Consider the following 17,592-nt stretch of genomic DNA (forward strand, 5'->3'; position numbering starts at 1 on the left):
TGAGCCACACTGGCTCAGTTAGAACTCATCTCATTCGCTGCTATCAGCCTTACGCTTTGAAGCTTAACATTGGCCTCACTTTTTCAGTGTCTTCCATGAAGTGTACTCATGTACTGAGAAACCGTTAAAGGACGCATGTACTGAAGCCATTTTTTCGACCAACTTTAATTGTGCTTCCATATAAGCAGATCCCTCTTCATAAAAAGTAATGAAGTCACCTTCCTTGCTTTGCTTTGTTTCCACGGCGATTGAGATCGTCTTGCCAAGCAGAGCTGCTTCCGCAAGTTCATCCTTCGCTACACTATAGATTGCAGCAGCTGTATCGCGGTAAGCCATAATGGTGATCGAATCAAACTTGCGGATCATCCAGCTGCTAACCGCCATCGTTGAACCCGGAATTTTGTAGTTATCCAGCCAGAAAGGCAGATCAGCCGCAACCGGCATCTTCATCCGTGATGCTCGCTCAACAATGTACTCCACATTGCCTTGCCACTGGGTAATTACACTGGCTTGATTGATTTTCCATTGCGGGTGCACATGTGGTTCAATATCCAGATGAATACCAGCAAATTTCTCATTGGACAACGCCTGCGCCTGATATGCCTCGATCCAGTCCAGGAAAGATGCAATCTGCTCCCGACTTTCCGTCAACCCCCACGCTGATCTTCCATCCATGACGTCAACCGCAATGTTCTTGGCTCTGGCCTGACGGATAAAACTTTTATAATCAGGAATTTTTACATCCCGGTTCATCTGCAGATAGATCGTATTGATCTTATTCGCTGTAGCGTAATTTAACACCTCTTGAGGATTGCTTCGAATCTGGGTTGTGTCCCACACCCACGTCGCTCTTACCGGCACATCAAGGTTACCATGAATCGTTTCATAACTATCCACAGAACCAATGGCAACGGCTTTCGAAGAACAGGCTGTGCTCGCACACAAGATCAAACAACTCAGTAATAAGATAAAACGGTAACCCCTTTTGCTTTTCATATTTGTACACTCCCTCTGAAGTTATCAGCTCTGACGTGCAAATCTGGATGAAATTGTGTCGTTTCATATTCATTTAATGGATACTTATTAGGTACGACGAATTCGGATTGCTTTTATATGCAATATCATCTTTAAGACTTACGACGAAAGAATCATATAACTATATTTCGGGAATTCGCAGTTCTGTATGTATAGTTCAAAAGTCACAATTATTTATTATTTTCAAATTCAATCCTTATTCCAGCATGACTTCAGTCATTATTGCCATATGTACACCAAGCTCCAGAAGACCTAGAAAGCGTTTTCTCTCAAAACACACCAAAAAACCGCCCTAAGGCGGCTTTATATTGGAACCCTATTTAATGATGTCTAGTCGACATTCCCGTTCATTCATTACCCGATGGAGCTACAGGTGTATTATCAACCACTTCATCGAAAAGAGACACCAGTTCAATACCTTCTGCCGAGATCCGCACAAGCCCCTTGTCGGACAAACGTAATTCTGGAATCACAACCAGCGCGAGCAACGAAAGCGTCATGAACGCATTATTCAACGTACATCCTGCGGACTGTAAAGCTTCACTGACTGCTGCCGATTGGGCTGCAACGACTTCGAATGGCTCGGTTGACATCAAACCTGCAATCCGTAGCGGGAATTCGGTTACACCTGCTGCCGTTACCACGGCGACCCCGCCCTGCATACGAATGACGCGATTACCGGCTTCGGCCATTAGCGCATCATCATTACCGATAATCAACAGGTTGTGACTATCATGAGCAACCGTCATCGCAATCGCTGCAGGTGATGTGAAGCCGATGCCTCCTACAAGCGCTACCGCTCGATTCCCGGTTTGTTTGTGACGCTCCAATACCGCAATTTTGCATACTTCCCCTGAAGTTGAAACCACAACCTTGCCGTTCTCTACGGTAACAGGCAGGTGTTTCTCCTTTGTATCCACATGGTTCTCTGTCACATGAATGATTTTGGCACCAATGATCCCCTCTACAATCGGTGCAGCCAATTCCAGATCTTCTGGCTGAATATTAGCTTCTAACTTCACCGTGTTCAGCGCTTCCTCCGGGTAGGTGAAGCTGTCCCAGACCGCCGTCATTTTCCCATTCTCCGCTACAACTTGCCCGGCAGCAATCGTCATGCCCACACGTACATCCGCCAACCGGCCGTCCAGCAGAATAATATCGGCTATATTGCCCGGAATAATTGCACCAATGTCGCGCGCAACACCAAAGCGCTCAGCCGTGTTAATGGTTGCCATCTGGAAAGCCGTAACCGGCTTAACCCCTTGAGAGATTGCGAGACGAACAACAAAATCCATATGTCCTTCTTTGAGCAGCGATTCAGAACTTCGGTCATCGGTCACCAGCATCATCCGGCGTGTATCCAGACCAAGCTCAGTGCAGGCTTTGATCGTCTCAGCCACATCATGCCATGCCGAACCTTGACGCATCTTCGCGTACATTCCGAGTCGCAGACGTTCAACCACATCTTCCTTGGTCACACATTCATGATCCCCTGTAACGCCACTCGCTGCGTAGGCTGGCAGACGCCAGTCATCTGCAGCCCAGGTGAAATGACCGTCTGCCACTTTACCTGCCCGGAGGGTCGCCTGTATCTCACCTATCATCGTCTCATCCCCATAGACCACCCCAGGGAAGTTCATCACTTCACCAAGGCCAATCATGTCCGGACCCCAGGAAAGAGCCTCAGCTACCTCTTCAGGCCCGATATAAGCACCTGTTGTCTCCAATCCTGGATGCGTGGAAGGCACACAGGAAGCCACCTGCATATAAGCTGCCATCGGTGTGGTCCGCGCTTCATCCAGCATTAGTCTCAGACCTTTGAGTCCAAGTACGTTCGAGATCTCATGTGGGTCAAAGAAACCTCCGGTCGTGCCTGAAGGCAATACCGCTCTCGCAAACTCGGTTACTTTCATCTGTGTACTTTCGATATGGCAGTGTCCATCCAGCAGACCAGGAGCGATATACTTACCGTTTGCTTCAATAATCCGGGTATGTTCTCCGATGGTGTGGCTTACATCTTTACCGACATAAGCGATTCGAGCTCCCTGTACAGCTATGGACATCTCAGGCAAAATCTCACCCGATATCACGTTTACCAGCGTACCACCCCGAATGACCAAAGTCGCCGGCAAATCTCCCCGTGCTGTAGCGACCAGATCCGGTACACAATCGGCCATAAGTGGCCGTTCAAAAGATGATTTGTTCATTTTGTTGCCTCCTTTAATAAACGATCCAAAAAAATATATTGTTACGATTATATGAGTCCGGACCTCATGTGTAAAGAAAAATCACATCCATTGTCCTTGAATACAAATTATCAAGTCATTTTTATCCACGGGACCCAATCCTTACGAATTCACGTTAGGTATTTTTATCAATACAATCACTTATATGGCTGTAACCTCATCACGTATAATTCCCTCGCTAAGCTAGCTTCTTCCCGATATATGTATCATATACAGAAAAACTCCCGTTCCATTGAACGGAAGCCTTCTTTATGCATATGAAGTGTTATGTCAGTCCACTTGCGCAGTAGACACCTTGCCAAGATCATACTGTTCTTCCGACTGGGCGGTAATGAACGGACTTGGTGTGCCCACGCAGTAAACGTGCAGCAGATGCATCGCTCGTGTGCAAGCCGTATAGAACAACTTGCGTTCATGCTCCTGAGCATACTGCTCCGCAGAGCCGTCATAGATCAGGACAGCATCGAATTCCACACCTTTGGCCAGATACGCTGGGATGACATGAACACCCTGCTCAAAAGCCAGCGTCGTTTTTTTGATTAACTTCGGTGCTGTGGGCAGCACCTTACTCAATGCAGCATGTACGTCTCTGCTCTCTTCGGCGGTTTTACAGATAACTGCAACCGATTCGTACCCTTCCTTAATCAAGTGCTTGAGGTCTGTCGTGATGACATTCATATGACGCTCTGAATCAGAAGAAACGATCACTTTAGGTTTCTCACCGCTGCGGTTAAATGGAATAATCTCTTCCCCACCAGGCACCATGCCACGTGTAAACTCCACGATCTCCCGGGTAGATCGATAACTTCTGGTCAGCTCAATGACTTCCGTGTTGTCTGGTCCGTACAGGTTAGTCAAGGGTCCTGTTCCACTAAGTACTGAAGAGTGGGCATAGATTGCCTGATTAAAGTCACCAAGTGCTGTTATTTTCGCCCGTGGGAACAATCTCTTCATAAATGCCAACTGAAACGCAGAATAATCCTGGGCTTCATCAATAATGACATGACGAATATTCGAGTTAATATGGAATCCAAGCATAAGCTCACGCAAGTACAAGTATGGCGTAATATCTTCATATGCCAACTCCTGAAGCTTCAATCTGCGTAAAGTCATCTTACAGATTTCATCCCATTGAGCAGGCAGCGCTTCATCACCCAGTAATCGTTCCATCTGAGCCTGATCGTTGAATAGATGTGCATATAATTGTCTTATATCAACGAATCGTAAGGACTTAATCCATTTTCGCAACGGTTTGAGTCGGTCACTGACCACCATACGTGCCAGAATCCCTCTTTCCTGCTCGAAGTCATTAAACGTATGGGTCTTTCCTTTTTGCTTGCGCTTCAACCGTTGATACGCACGTTGCAGATCCTCCGGCTCCATCAGATCAAGCTGCTGATCAACCCAAGGCGCATCCAGTTCACCTTTTCCAAAGGCAGACAGTTCTTTCAGCATCCAGTCCCGTAACAGCTCCAGTCGACTCACCAGCTTAACGGATGACTCAAAACTGTAGAATTTCTCAGCCATAGCCTCTGACGTGACAATCGCTCGGCCCTGGAAGCGAACCGGCTTGAATTTCATGCCACCTGACAACATACTTTCCTTATAACGTGTAATCACCTTGAGGAACGTTTCGGACGACTTGAAGCGAATGCTGGACATGCGAACATCGTAATCGGGATCTTCCGTCCCCGTAAGTACATATTCAAGCTGAATAAACGGATCTTCCAGTTGATATTCACGACCCAAACGGCGCTCCAGATACTCCTGGAAGGTCGTTTGCAACATGTTTTCCTCCCCAAGCTCAGGCAGTACCGTGGAGACATAACTGTTGAACATTGGATTTGGTGAAAAAAGAACCATCTGATCCGCTTGCAGATGCTCGCGGTATTTATAGAGAAGATATGCCACACGCTGGAGCGCCGCGGATGTTTTGCCACTGCCGGCTGCGCCTTGCACAATGAGCATACGTGTCCGGTCATTACGGATAATCCGGTTTTGCTCCTTCTGAATGGTCGCTACAATACTCTTCATCTGTGCATCCGAAGTTCGACTGAGCACGGCCTGCAACAACTCATCACCAATCGTAACCCCTGTGTCAAACATAAACCGGATACGACCATCCCGAATGACAAACTGTCGCTTCATCTCTATATCACCGCTGATCTCCCCACTGGGTGTATGATACGTGATTGGACCCGGTGCTCCGTCATAATACAGGTTGGAGATTGGCGCACGCCAGTCGTAGACCAGAAAAGATTCTTCCTTCTCATCCAGCAACGATGCAATGCCGAGATAAATGCGTTCTGCATTTGCATATCCATCTTCTTTGAAATCAATGCGCCCAAAATACGGTGAATGATGCAGTCGTTTCATTTTATCCAACGCAGCCGCTGTATTGAGATGGCTACGCTCCCGATCGGACAATACCTGTGACTGCTGCCGCATGCTGGTTGAAGTCTCCCCGACATCATCCGCTTCGCTAAAGTTCATCGTGACTTCGTCCCAGAAGTCTTTTCTCATGCCAACCACTTCGTCACGAAAGGAACCAACTTCATCTTCCAGCGTTGTGATCTTGCGTTCAATCTGATCGGTCACGGTGTTGACCCGTTGTTGTTCCTCATTCCATTGCTGATCTGTACTCATATGTTAATAGCCCCTCTTTCCCCGGATTGTGTCCTCAAAATCCCATTTGACAAGCCCGAAAAGGCAATGGTATAATTATTAGAAAGTAAACATTTTAATTATATGTTAATTAGTTCTAATTTTCTGAAAACCATTTTTTATTGTACCAGTGACAACGTCCCGATGCAAGCGGAGGCGTTTTTTGTTGTTTTCTTCTTCATTATTACCCAATCACCGGGTCCTCAACTGACCTAGCTACTCCTGCCTACTTTCGTAATTCTTCAATTGTCTCTTTCCAGCGTGTAATTGCTCCAAGTTCATCCTTCAATTGAAAGGTTATTCCTGAAGTGATCTCCGCATATGGCGCGTGATCCACACGTACCTGAAGCACTTGTGCTCCAAAACGATCTCTCGGATGAACAGCCCCCTTCATCTCAGGCAGCCGTTCTACTTCTATACGGATATGCAGCAATCGATGTCCTTGAACCGCAATCAAGGTAGCCTTGCCTGTTTTGCTCATGTTCATACTGGTCTGTGTACCTGGCCATAGAGCCAGTCTAAGCTGATGCGGATTTATCGCAATCACTTCCCCCATACTGATCATCGCCTGATGCGGCCACTGATCCTCAGATACAGTTAGCAGTTGCATGGCTTCATGCTGTTTATGCTCCAGATTTGTCCCACTCAACCATTCCATTAGTTCAGCGTCCAATTCCTCTATAATCATGTCTCTATCCCTCAGTTCGTTAATATTCATTCATTCGCTTCAGCCGTATGTATGACAAAACAACCCGGACACGATTGTCCGGGCTATGTTGTAACTACATTGTATATGATCGCCAAGCAGGTACGCAATTCGCACGTAGAGAGGTTGTTCAAAAAGTCTACTTTTGATTACGAATCATGCCTAAGGCCACTTAAGCCAATTCAAAATTTTGTCCTGTGATTCTTTGTCTTCACTGGCGCTATGCACATGTTCGGCAAGTCGATTCAAACGTTCCAACTGATATCCATAATCATAAATGGCAGCAGCCACGATAGACAATCGTAACATCCCTTCCTTGTCGATATCAAACTGGGTGATCGCCTGCTCCATGAAACGGTCATTATCCAATACAAACTGTGCGGCCTCTTCCCCATTAGGTTTCAGCTTATCCTCGAACTTGAGCAGTGCATGCTCATGGAATTTGATAACCAGTTCAAGATGTGAGTCAAAAAACTGATCCATGGCCGTTGTCCGCGGTGCCTGGAAATAGTGGCGTTCCACCGAATCCAGCACCTCGTACCCTTTTTGCAAACTCAGCAGCATTTGTTTGTAGACCACCATCTGACGAGTTTCGCTGAATTTCGAACGTTTCATCTTTTTCTGTTCCTCTTCGAACAAGTTATACTTGTCGGACAAAGACTTAATGGAACCGCCCAGGTTACTTTTCTCCTCCCGGAATACAACTTCCTTGATCTCATCCGAGATCGAAGTTCGCAGAAGCAACGACATACCGCTGAATACACTATGGATCTGCTTCACGAACTGAACCTTCGGTTTCGGAGGAAATACCGTAATGTTGATGAGAAACGCCGATACAATACCAACCAATGTCAACAGAAAACGATTGAGTGCAAAATGCCAATCACCCGAGGCTTCCATAATGGATACAACCGTGACCAGTGTCAGGCCAACCGTCTCACCCATATTCAATTTAAGACAGATCATGATGACAAGTACAATAATTAATCCAACGGCGATTGGCTCATTGGACAACACCATGCCCCCCACCAGGGCGACAATAGCTCCCAGCGTGGTCGTTTGCAATTGATCCAGGAAGTATTTCCAGGAACGATAGATGGAAGGCTGCATGGCGAATATAGCCGCGATTGCGGCAGGCACGGGAGATTGCGGGTTCAAGAACAGGCTGCTTAGGTACAAGGCAAGCGTGACCGCGATCCCCGTCTTAAGTACACGTGCACCAAACGACATGGTGATGCCCCCTCCTCTTTACCGAACCTGAAATTTTACATTTGATAATCATGTTCATTATTACCCCATATTTCTTTTTTTGCCTGAATTCATTCAGGAGAACGATTTATTGTACCATGTAAGGTCTTCCGTTGCCATGTCATAAGTCAGAGGTATTATGAAATTGATTCCTTTATGTATGTTAATACACATTATTAACCCAAAAAGAAGCAAATCTTCAAAATGGATTTTCACCACTTCAAAGATTCGCCTCTGTTACTTATGATACCTCTGTGGAATGCTCATGCTTATTATGCCTGCCTAACGGTCCGTGCCCTCCCATTCCCTTTTGAACTGGTCCACAAACTGCACCATATAATCATGACGCTGTTCCGCCAGCTCCTTGCCATAGGAGGTATTCATCAGATCCTTGAGCTTGAACAACTTCTCGTAAAAGTGATTTATCGTTGTGCTACGCCCATTGCGATATTCCTCACGGGTCATCTGCTCCCGTGGGGGAAGGGAAGGATCGTACATCTCGCGCCCTCTGGCGCCTGAAAAGGCAAAGGTTCGCGCAATCCCAATCGCACCCAATGCATCCAGTCGATCCGCATCCTGTACAACCTGTGCTTCAAGCGAGCTGACTGCAGCACGCTGTCCTCCCGCATATGAGATGGTGCTAATAATACCCACAACCTTATTACGTATATCCGGGTCAAGAGGCTGGGTATCCAGCCAGTCATTCAGTTTGGCCATCCCGGCTTCCAAGCTCTCATTCAGCTTCTCATCCGGTACATCATGTAATAATGCAGCCAGTTCGCAGACAAATGGATCTGCACCCATACGGTGAGCGAGTTCAACCGCAAGTGCGGTTACCCGTTCAATGTGCGGCCAGTCATGACCATCACTATGCTTGGATGAGTCCCCTTGAACAAAGGATCGGGCGGCGCGCAGAACAGCCTCTCCTGCCGTTATTCCATCTATATTATGCATGTGCCCTAATTCTTGCAGATTCCCACCAGGTTGAAGAGGGTTCTCTGACATCTTACGATTCCCCGCCTTCACGGGCCTGTTCACGAGGAATACGTCGAGCTACACCCGTCTTAACAGCTGCTTCAATTACGCGACTGCGCATCGATTTGACTACTTTATCATTGAACACACTCGGAATAATGTAATAACGTGTACGCTCTTCGTCGGTAATGGCCGAAGCAATCGCTTGCGCGGCTGCCAGCTTCATTTCTTCATTAATTTCGGTGGCTCGGCAATCCAAAACTGCCCTGAACATACCCGGGAAACATAACACGTTGTTGATCTGATTCGGATAATCGGATCGTCCTGTTGCCATTACAGCCACAATGTCTTCCACCAAGGCAGGCATAATCTCAGGTACCGGGTTTGCCATTGCAAACACGATTGGATCTTCTGCCATGGTCTGCACATCTTCGCGAGTTAACAGATTCCCGCGGGACAGGCCAATGAACACATCGGCTCCACGAATGACATCACGCAGCGATCCAGTCTCCAGTTCGGGATTAGTACGAGCTGCATAATCACTCCAGACTTCATTCTCATAGGTTTGTGTCCGTACAATCGCACCCTCACGATCGACACCTATAAGCCGGCTGGCTCCCGCTGACAATAATATATTGCTGCACGCTACACCTGCTGCACCGATGCCACAGACCACAATCTTCACATCTTCAATGGACTTGCCCACCAGTTTGAGTGCATTGATCAGACCGGCATATAACACAACCGCTGTGCCATGCTGGTCATCATGAAATACAGGAATGTCCAATTCCTCATTCAGACGACGTTCAATTTCGAAACAACGCGGTGACGAGATATCCTCCAGATTAATGCCGCCAAAACCAGGTGATATCGCTTTCACAGTACGTATGATTTCCTCGGTATCCTGTGTGTCCAGGCAGATTGGGAAAGCATCCACACCAGCAAACTGTTTGAATAACATCGCTTTACCTTCCATGACAGGCATCGCTGCACGGGGACCAATGTTGCCCAGTCCAAGTACCGCACTGCCATCAGATACGACGGCTACTGTATTCCGTTTAATTGTCAATGAGAAGGCTTTGCCGGGTTCTTCTGAAATGGCTGAACACACACGAGCCACATCCGGAGTGTACACACGTGACAGATCTTCCCGGTTTTGAATCGGGGTCTTTGGTGTTACTTCGATCTTACCGCCCAGATGAAGCAGGAACGTCCGATCCGATACATTAATAATGGATACACCTTTAAGCTGGCGCACCCCTTCTATAATTTTACTGTTATCTTGTGCATCTGTAACTGCGACCGTCAAGTCGCGCACGCTTACATCCTGATTGGTGGAAATCACGTCGATGGCAATGATGTCTCCCCCAGCTTCCGAGATGACCGAAGCCACTTCGCCAAACTTGATATCCTTAGTTGTCATTTCCAGTCGAATAATAATGCTGTTACCATCCAGATTTCTTTGATTCATTTCCATTCCTCCCAGACTGAAAGTCTTGAGTTACATGTTACGTGTTTGTCTTCGCTACGCGGACACGTTTATCCTTTATCTTGTCCAGAAAAAGTGGTTCAACAGCCAAATGCATAAAATTAAAAAAGATGCCCTGAACACCAATGCAGGCGTTCAGGGCACTCTTTGTCTATCCTAACTCCGTTTATAAAGTAAGGATGAACCTATATTATTTTCGAGCAGTCGGTCTGCGCAGAACACAAATGTCATATGGCTTCAAGCTGAGACTTGCTTCCACAGCATCACCACTGAGCAGATCGGTATAGGACTGTCCATCTAGTTTAACCAGCTTCTCATCTGGCGTGTAGTTCTGTACAAACACATAATCTGCTGTACCATCTGTACGCGTATGTGCCGTTGTTCCGGCAGGCAGCTCGGTTTCAAGTCCACGCTCAATGTTCAGGTCAGCGATAAGCTTCGCATAGAAATCATCATAGAATGGTGCTTTCAGACGTGTCGCTACGTAATATGCTTTTCCTGAACCCAACTGGTTAACCGTCAATGCCGGACGTCCGGCATAAAAGTCAGAACGGTACGTAGCCAGGGACTTCGCGCCTTCGAGATGAATCAGATCACACAGTTCAATTGCATCATACGCTGTATTGAGCTGAAGCTCATTGCCCTTCTCAGGGATAATTCCGTTCAGATCACGATCATGCAGTCCGTCAATTTCCTCGGACCAGATGCCAAGTGTCTTACGCAGCGGGCCTGGGAATCCACCCAGGAAACACAGATCGTTTTCGTTAACAATACCAGACCAGTAAGTTGCTACAAACGTACCACCTTGTTCTACAAACTTCTCAATACGTTCCCCGACACCTTCACGTACCAGATAGAGCATTGGAGCAATCAGCAACTTATACTTGGACAGATCTGCATCCATATCAATTACGTCTACAGCGACTCCCTTTTTCCAAAACGCTTCGTAATGCTCTTCCACCGTCTGCTCATACTTCACACCGATATTACGCGGACCCTGGGAATCATTAACGGCCCAGCGGTTTTCCCAATCAAATATGATTGCAACTTCTGCCGGAACCGCTGTTCCTACAATAGCTTCCATGCCTTCAAGAGCCGTTCCTACGTCGGTGACATCTTGGAACACTCGAGTGTGTTCCGTTCCTACGTGGTCTACCACCGCACCATGAAGTTTCTCACTGGACCCACGGCTTTTTCTCCACTGGAAGTACTGAACACTATCGGAGCCGTGTGCCACAGCCTGGAGAGAAGAGAGCAGATGCATGCCAGGTTTCTTCAGTTTGCTGACATCTTGCCAATTCGTCGAACTTGGAGTACTCTCCATCAGCAAGAACGGCTGACCGCCTTTGATGGAACGAACGATATCATGCATCATCGCGATCCGGGATGCCTGTTTCGCGTCGTCATCTGCATCATGCCAAGTCGGATAACTGTCCCAAGAGAGGAAATCCAGAATATCAGCGAACTTCCAATAGTTCAGACCGCCATAGAATTCCATCAGGTTGGTTGTGACTGGCAGATCAGGATTCTGAGCTTTTAATGGTTTCGTTTCATGCACGATAAAATCAGCTGTCTGATCCGTAACGAAACGGCGCCAGTCCAGATTCATTGCGTGTACCTGTGTCTCACCGTGTGGCGCCGGAGATTCCACTTGACTCCAGTCTGTAACCGTATGGCTCCAGAATGTGGTCCACCACGAATGATTCAGTTCATCGAGTGTTTTATACTTCTTCTGAACCCAACCACGGAATGCTTCCTGACAATAATCACAATGACAGTCTCCGCCGAACTCGTTCGAGATATGCCAGCCAATTACAGCCGGATGATCCGAATAACGTTCTGCCAGTTTTGTGTTGATCGCAGTAACCTTCTCACGGTATACCGGGGAAGTATAACAGTGGTTGTGACGGAAACCATGCAGATTGCGGACACGCTTCTCGGATACACGGAGCACTTCCGGGTACTTCGCGGACATCCAAGCAGGTCTGGCACCACTTGGTGTAGCGAGGAATGCATAGATACCGTTTGCTGCAAAACGATCCAACACCTGATCCAGCCATTCAAACGTGTATACGCCCTCTTCCGGCTCAAGGGATACCCACGAGAAGATACCAATGGACATCACGTTACACTTGGCAAGCTTCATCAAGCGAATATCTTCTTCCAGAACTTCAGGATAGCGGAGCCATTGCTCCGGGTTATAGTCTGCGCCATGCAACATGTGCGGGGCTTTGGAACTTACAGGTGGAAATTTGTATGTCATAAGGACAACTCCCTTGCTTTAATTACTGTTTTTTTAGTTTATATACGATAACGATAACAACGACTTCACAGACGATACGTATTACGCTAGATTACACGTATGTCACGACATCTGATTCTTCAACAGTAGCAAGTGCTGTAAACGATTCCAACTTGCGACCTTTAAAATCAAACATGGTGAGGTTGCCCCAGTTATTCGGATGACCGACGGACCATTCTTCTTTACTTGGTATCCAGGCAGGTTCCCAATAATAGAATCCGTGACCCAAACCACCAGGAACTTCGCGAATAATCTGCAATAGATCCTTCAGATATTTGGTCTGTCCCTCTACACTTGCAGGGTATCCTGGTAACAACATATCTTCCTGATTCAAAATCCATTCAATGCCTTCCGGCTGCTCCAGCGTCCATGGATAAGCGGTTTCAACTACATTGATCGGTTTGCCATAACGCTCAGCCAGATCATGCAGATTGTCACGTAATGCGTCGAGTGTGCCATGCCACCAAGGGTAATACGAGAGACCAATGATATCAAACTCCACACCCAGTGCTTCAAAGCGATCGTAAAACTTGCGGCTCTCGGCGTTATCTCCACCACGATCAATATGTATCATAATCTGAATATCCGCGTCAACGGATTTGACCGCAGCAATTCCGTACTTCACAAGACCTGCAAAACGCTCCCACTGTTCATCCGTATCATGCTCTTCTCCACCGACACGTCCCTCATTCCATAACATGCCTGGTGTAATCTCGTTGCCCACCTGCACCATGTCCGGAAGCGCATCGTGTTCCTTCAACGTTCTCAGAACGTCAGCCGTATACATGCATACCGCACGTTGAAGCTCTTCATAGGACAGGTGCTCCCATGCTTTCGGCTTCCATTGATTGGCTGGATCAGCCCAGCGATCAGAATAATGGAAATCAAGCAAAAATTTCAAGCCCTGTTCCTTGATCCGTTTGGCTACCTCCACCGTCCGCTCCAGATTGCAGAATCCACCAACAGGATCATTCCAGATTCGAAGTCGTATCGCGTTAGCGTCATTAATCTTCAGGATGGACAGCAAGTCTTGTTCCTTGCCATCCACATCACTATAACTCCCGCCATGCTGTTCGATTTCATCCATAAAGGACACATCCATTCCCAGAATGAATGTCTTTTCCGTCAAGTTGCTCACTGTATCAACCTCCATTAATTTGGGGTACAGGCTCAGCCTTTAACTGAGCCCAACGTCATACCTTTGACAAAGAAACGTTGCAGGAAAGGATACACAATCAAGATCGGTGCACTTCCGATGAAGATCTGAGCTGCCCTTACCGTAGTTTGAGAGAGAGCTTCCATTTCTTTTGGATTCATGCTCATGCTACTCATATCACGTCCAATAATGACCGTTTGCATAAATGTAGCAAGTGGGTAATCCTTGGCGTTATTCATGTAGAGCAATCCATCAAACCAGGAATTCCAGTGGAACACCATACTGAACAATGCAATTGTTGCAATGGACGGCATCGAAATGGGAAGGAAGATCCTGAACAATGTTCTGAAATGGTTAGCTCCATCCATGAGCGCCGCTTCCTCCAGCTCTTTTGGAATACCGCGGAAGAAGTTCAGCATCAGAATGACAAGGAATGTGTTAACTGCTCCTGGGAGCACCAGTACCCAGAAGGAATCCATCAACCCGATCTTCTGGATAACCATGTAGAACGGCACCAGTCCCCCGTTGAAAATCATACTGAATACAAAAATCCAGGAGTAGATCGTTCTGCCTTTGAATTCACTATTCTCTTTGGACAACGGATACGCCGCCAGGAACGTAATCAGCAAGGTAATAGCTGTACCGATCACTGTACGTAGAAGTGAAATCCAGAGCGAGTTCAAGAAAATTGGATTGTTCATCGTTTTTTTGTAAGCCTCAAGTGAAAAACCTACGGGCCAGAGATTGACCAGATTGGCATCGGCAGCAGCCTTTGTACTAAAGGATACTGCCAGTACATGAATCATTGGTACGATACACATAATGGCGACCAAAATCAGAAAGCAGGTATTGACTATATTAAACACGCGATAAGGCAATGATTTATGATACATCGTGGTCCCTTCTTTCTCTGTTCATTCGTTTAGAATATGCGATATCCAGCGTATTTTTTGGCTAAGCTGTACGATACAAGAATCAAGATCATACTAATAACCGATTTGAATAATCCGATCGCGGTTGCAAAGCCCATCTCACCATTCTGCATTGCGGAACGATATACGAATGTATCAATGATGTCACCCGTTTGATATACGAGCGGGTTATACAAGTTGAATATCTGGTCAAATCCGGCATTCAGTACGTTACCAAGCGCCAGTGTTCCTACAACCATCAACATCGGCACAAGCGAAGGGATTGTAATGTGCAGTGTCTGTTTCCAGCGTCCTGCTCCGTCAATCTCCGCTGCTTCGTACAACGCTGGATTAATTCCGGCAAGGGCAGCCAGAAAGACAATCATGTTATAGCCAAATTCTTTCCACACATCTGTCAGAATGACCGTAGATCGGAACCAACTGTTGTCTCCCAGGAAGAAATATGGCCCAAGTCCAAAGGTTCCCAGAACCCGGTTAACCAAGCCGCCTGTTGACAACAGATCTATCAAAATCCCGCCCAGAATGACCCAGGACAAGAAGTGAGGTAAATATACGAGTGTTTGAATCGTTCGCTGTACAGCCATCTTGCGAACCTCATTCAAAAGAATGGCAAAAACAAATGGAACAAATAAATTGAAAATCAGTTTAAGTACAGCAATAATTAATGTGTTCCAGATGACCTGTAAGCTGTCTTCACGTTCAAACAAATATCTAAAGTTGTCCAGCCCAACCCATTCAGAACCGCTAATCCCAAGCCATGGCTTGTAGTTCTGGAACGCCATAATGATTCCGCCCATAGGCACATAACTGAAGATAATCAGAAAGATAATGGCTGGCAACAGCATAACGTGGAATGGCCAAGTGCGTTTCAAAGTTCTCATGATTGCTCCCCCTGTATTTCTTCCTACTCAAGTACTCCCTGAGTGGCTTATAATGCGATTATATCAACCTTTTACGGGGTCCAAACAGCACATAAAAGCAATATAAATGGCACAAATTCAACCACTTTGCCTCAGCTCTAATAAACAAAAAAAGCGCCCAGACGTTAGTCGTCTGGGCGCTCCTTGTAATTATTTTTTCACACTGTCATACCATTCGTTAACCTCTTGCGTAATTTGGTCACCGCCACCGGATTTCCACGTTTGTACAAAGGTATCAAACGCATCAACCGGATTTTTGCCATAGATAATTTCGTTAAATGCTTGATTCTCGATTTTGTTCAAATAGTCAAGCTTGGATTTCATCGTCTTTGTTGTCGGACCTGTGAACATGTTCTTGAAGGAAATTTCTTCTTGGCTCAGCAACACTTTCGCTGCTGCTGGAGTCTCTTTACCGTAGTTGACAGCAACATCTTTTTCAAGCTTGGTTTCCGGCTCTTTGCCATTGGCCAAATTCATCAGAGCTTTCATCTGTGCATCTGGAATACGAGCACCGTCACGAACAAGCAAATAACGTACAACGTTCACGTATCCACCTTCGATCTCGTCAATCGGCATTTGTTTCCCATCTGCATCCAATTGATAGTCATAGCCTGCAAACAGACCGTTGTCATACTGGCTACCCGGAGCCGGGTCAGCATAATTGTCGAACAGGTAGTTCTGATACGTAAAGAATGCTTCTGGGTGCGCCATATCTTTTTTGATCAACGTAACACCATTAACGAACTGTGTCCCGTGACGCATCGCTTTGCCTTCAGGACCAGACGGAATTTCAATTGGTTTCCATACGGCACTCGGTACATTTTTCACTGTATCGAGAAGTGGCCATCCACTCATCCAGTAAGGTCCTGGAATAATACCCGCAGTTCCTGCAACTGCTGGCTCTGCTGTTTTGTTCTCATCCCATAGAGCTGCTTCCTGCGGGATATATCCTTTTTTGAGCCATTCGCTCAATTTGGTCAGACCTTGCTTCATACCCGGATTGATGGAGCCATACTCCAGCTTGCCGTCTTCCCCCAGATTCCATTGGAACGGCAATGTTCCATATGCTCCGAAGATCCAAGATGGGTCTCCCATCCATGTATTCATGGAAGTTTTGAAACCAATGCTGAGCGGAGTGACTTTATCAGGAGCCAAGCCGTCAGGGTTATTATTTTTGAATGCTTCCATCACTGCTTCCAGTTCGTCGATGGTTTTTGGTGCCTTCATGTTCAGCTTATCCAGCCAATCCTGACGAATCCAGAGCAAGTAATCATTGTTGTAGGCATAGTCCAGAACAGGGATACCCATTCTTTTTCCATCACGACTATACTGGTTCCATACGTTTGGATCTTGTTCAATTGCTTTTTTCCATGTGTCCGAAGCATATTTATCGAACAGTGGCCCTACTTCTTGATACATTCCAGAATCAATCAGATCCTGAGCAAGCAGATTATCACCTACGTTTACAATATCAGGCATTTCCTGTCCTGATGACATCGCAAGACGAAGCTTGGTTGCAAATGCTCCATTTGTGTCTGTTACTGACCACAACGATTTGATTTCAATCCCGAATTGCTCTTTGGCCCACTTGGTTGCCACGTTATTTTCCATGGATTCGCCATTTTTAAATTTCAGCTCTGGATCGATTCCCCATGCTGTAGTAATAGTAACTGCCGGATCATATTTCTCTTTGTATTCGTTTTGGGTTCCAGATGTACTTGGTGTTGCACTATCTCCGCCCCCACTGCCTCCTGAACATCCTGCAAGAACGACAGTTAGACTCAGCGTTGTAGCGAGAAGCGTCAAGAATCTCTTTTTTGTTGATTGCGCTCTCATGTTGTTCCCCCTTAAATCGTTTTGGTTACCCTTTCATTATAGGCTGACCAGGCCTTTGAGCCTATGATACGAAATCAAGATTT

Annotated in this window: 12 protein-coding genes; all 12 read right to left on the reverse strand. The window is 46.5% G+C overall.

Annotated elements, in window-relative coordinates; translation table 11 throughout:
• Positions 1–75: 75 nt before the first annotated feature.
• On the reverse strand, positions 76–996 hold the full coding sequence (locus MKY28_RS15305) for a hypothetical protein (RefSeq protein ID WP_340029990.1): 921 nt from the start codon (positions 994–996) through the stop codon (positions 76–78).
• A 386-nt stretch (positions 997–1,382) separates the two neighbouring features.
• A complete protein-coding gene (locus tag MKY28_RS15310; protein ID WP_340936320.1) occupies positions 1,383–3,242 on the reverse strand; it encodes an adenine deaminase in 1,860 nt (619 codons plus the stop codon).
• Positions 3,243–3,551: 309 nt separating this feature from the next.
• Entirely contained in the window at positions 3,552–5,927 is a 2,376-nt protein-coding gene (gene helD / locus MKY28_RS15315) for an RNA polymerase recycling motor HelD (RefSeq protein WP_340936321.1), read from the reverse strand.
• 244 nt (positions 5,928–6,171) lie between these two features.
• Complete coding sequence (locus MKY28_RS15320) at positions 6,172–6,633, reverse strand: hypothetical protein (RefSeq protein ID WP_036670231.1); 462 nt, start codon at positions 6,631–6,633, stop codon at positions 6,172–6,174.
• A 180-nt stretch (positions 6,634–6,813) separates the two neighbouring features.
• A complete protein-coding gene (locus MKY28_RS15325) occupies positions 6,814–7,881 on the reverse strand; it encodes an FUSC family protein (RefSeq protein ID WP_017689291.1) in 1,068 nt (355 codons plus the stop codon).
• A gap of 300 nt (positions 7,882–8,181) precedes the next feature.
• Positions 8,182–8,853 carry an HD domain-containing protein gene (locus tag MKY28_RS15330; RefSeq protein WP_143781049.1) on the reverse strand — a complete coding sequence of 224 codons (672 nt, stop codon included), beginning with the start codon at positions 8,851–8,853 and terminating at the stop codon, positions 8,182–8,184.
• A gap of 52 nt (positions 8,854–8,905) precedes the next feature.
• On the reverse strand, positions 8,906–10,345 hold the full coding sequence (locus MKY28_RS15335; protein WP_036670229.1) for an NAD-dependent malic enzyme: 1,440 nt from the start codon (positions 10,343–10,345) through the stop codon (positions 8,906–8,908).
• Between the two features lie 208 nt (positions 10,346–10,553).
• Positions 10,554–12,626 (reverse strand): beta-galactosidase, encoded by a 2,073-nt coding sequence (locus MKY28_RS15340; protein ID WP_036670227.1) that lies wholly within the window; start codon positions 12,624–12,626, stop codon positions 10,554–10,556.
• A 91-nt stretch (positions 12,627–12,717) separates the two neighbouring features.
• Entirely contained in the window at positions 12,718–13,803 is a 1,086-nt protein-coding gene (locus MKY28_RS15345) for a glycoside hydrolase family 53 protein (RefSeq protein WP_081745916.1), read from the reverse strand.
• A 32-nt stretch (positions 13,804–13,835) separates the two neighbouring features.
• Positions 13,836–14,714 carry a carbohydrate ABC transporter permease gene (locus tag MKY28_RS15350; protein WP_036670224.1) on the reverse strand — a complete coding sequence of 293 codons (879 nt, stop codon included), beginning with the start codon at positions 14,712–14,714 and terminating at the stop codon, positions 13,836–13,838.
• Positions 14,715–14,743: 29 nt separating this feature from the next.
• Positions 14,744–15,634: an ABC transporter permease gene (locus MKY28_RS15355; RefSeq protein WP_017689297.1), complete on the reverse strand. Its 891-nt coding sequence runs from the start codon at positions 15,632–15,634 to the stop codon at positions 14,744–14,746.
• A 189-nt stretch (positions 15,635–15,823) separates the two neighbouring features.
• Positions 15,824–17,509 (reverse strand): extracellular solute-binding protein, encoded by a 1,686-nt coding sequence (locus MKY28_RS15360; protein ID WP_076318458.1) that lies wholly within the window; start codon positions 17,507–17,509, stop codon positions 15,824–15,826.
• Positions 17,510–17,592 lie beyond the last annotated feature (83 nt).

Origin of the sequence: Paenibacillus sp. FSL R5-0473 (assembly GCF_038004565.1) — a bacterium.
GTDB lineage: Bacteria > Bacillota > Bacilli > Paenibacillales > Paenibacillaceae > Paenibacillus > Paenibacillus amylolyticus.

Excerpts from the sequence above, each read along its gene's own strand:
- MKY28_RS15330 (WP_143781049.1), bottom strand. The coding sequence starts at position 8,853 with ATGCATAATATAGATGGAATAACGGCAGGAGAGGCTGTTCTGCGCGCC.
- MKY28_RS15350 (WP_036670224.1), bottom strand. The coding sequence starts at position 14,714 with ATGTATCATAAATCATTGCCTTATCGCGTGTTTAATATAGTCAATACC.
- MKY28_RS15305 (WP_340029990.1), bottom strand. The coding sequence starts at position 996 with ATGAAAAGCAAAAGGGGTTACCGTTTTATCTTATTACTGAGTTGTTTG.
- helD (WP_340936321.1), bottom strand. The coding sequence starts at position 5,927 with ATGAGTACAGATCAGCAATGGAATGAGGAACAACAACGGGTCAACACC.
- MKY28_RS15360 (WP_076318458.1), bottom strand. The coding sequence starts at position 17,509 with ATGAGAGCGCAATCAACAAAAAAGAGATTCTTGACGCTTCTCGCTACA.
- MKY28_RS15355 (WP_017689297.1), bottom strand. The coding sequence starts at position 15,634 with ATGAGAACTTTGAAACGCACTTGGCCATTCCACGTTATGCTGTTGCCA.
- MKY28_RS15325 (WP_017689291.1), bottom strand. The coding sequence starts at position 7,881 with ATGTCGTTTGGTGCACGTGTACTTAAGACGGGGATCGCGGTCACGCTT.
- MKY28_RS15320 (WP_036670231.1), bottom strand. The coding sequence starts at position 6,633 with ATGATTATAGAGGAATTGGACGCTGAACTAATGGAATGGTTGAGTGGG.
- MKY28_RS15340 (WP_036670227.1), bottom strand. The coding sequence starts at position 12,626 with ATGACATACAAATTTCCACCTGTAAGTTCCAAAGCCCCGCACATGTTG.
- MKY28_RS15335 (WP_036670229.1), bottom strand. The coding sequence starts at position 10,345 with ATGAATCAAAGAAATCTGGATGGTAACAGCATTATTATTCGACTGGAA.
- MKY28_RS15310 (WP_340936320.1), bottom strand. The coding sequence starts at position 3,242 with ATGAACAAATCATCTTTTGAACGGCCACTTATGGCCGATTGTGTACCG.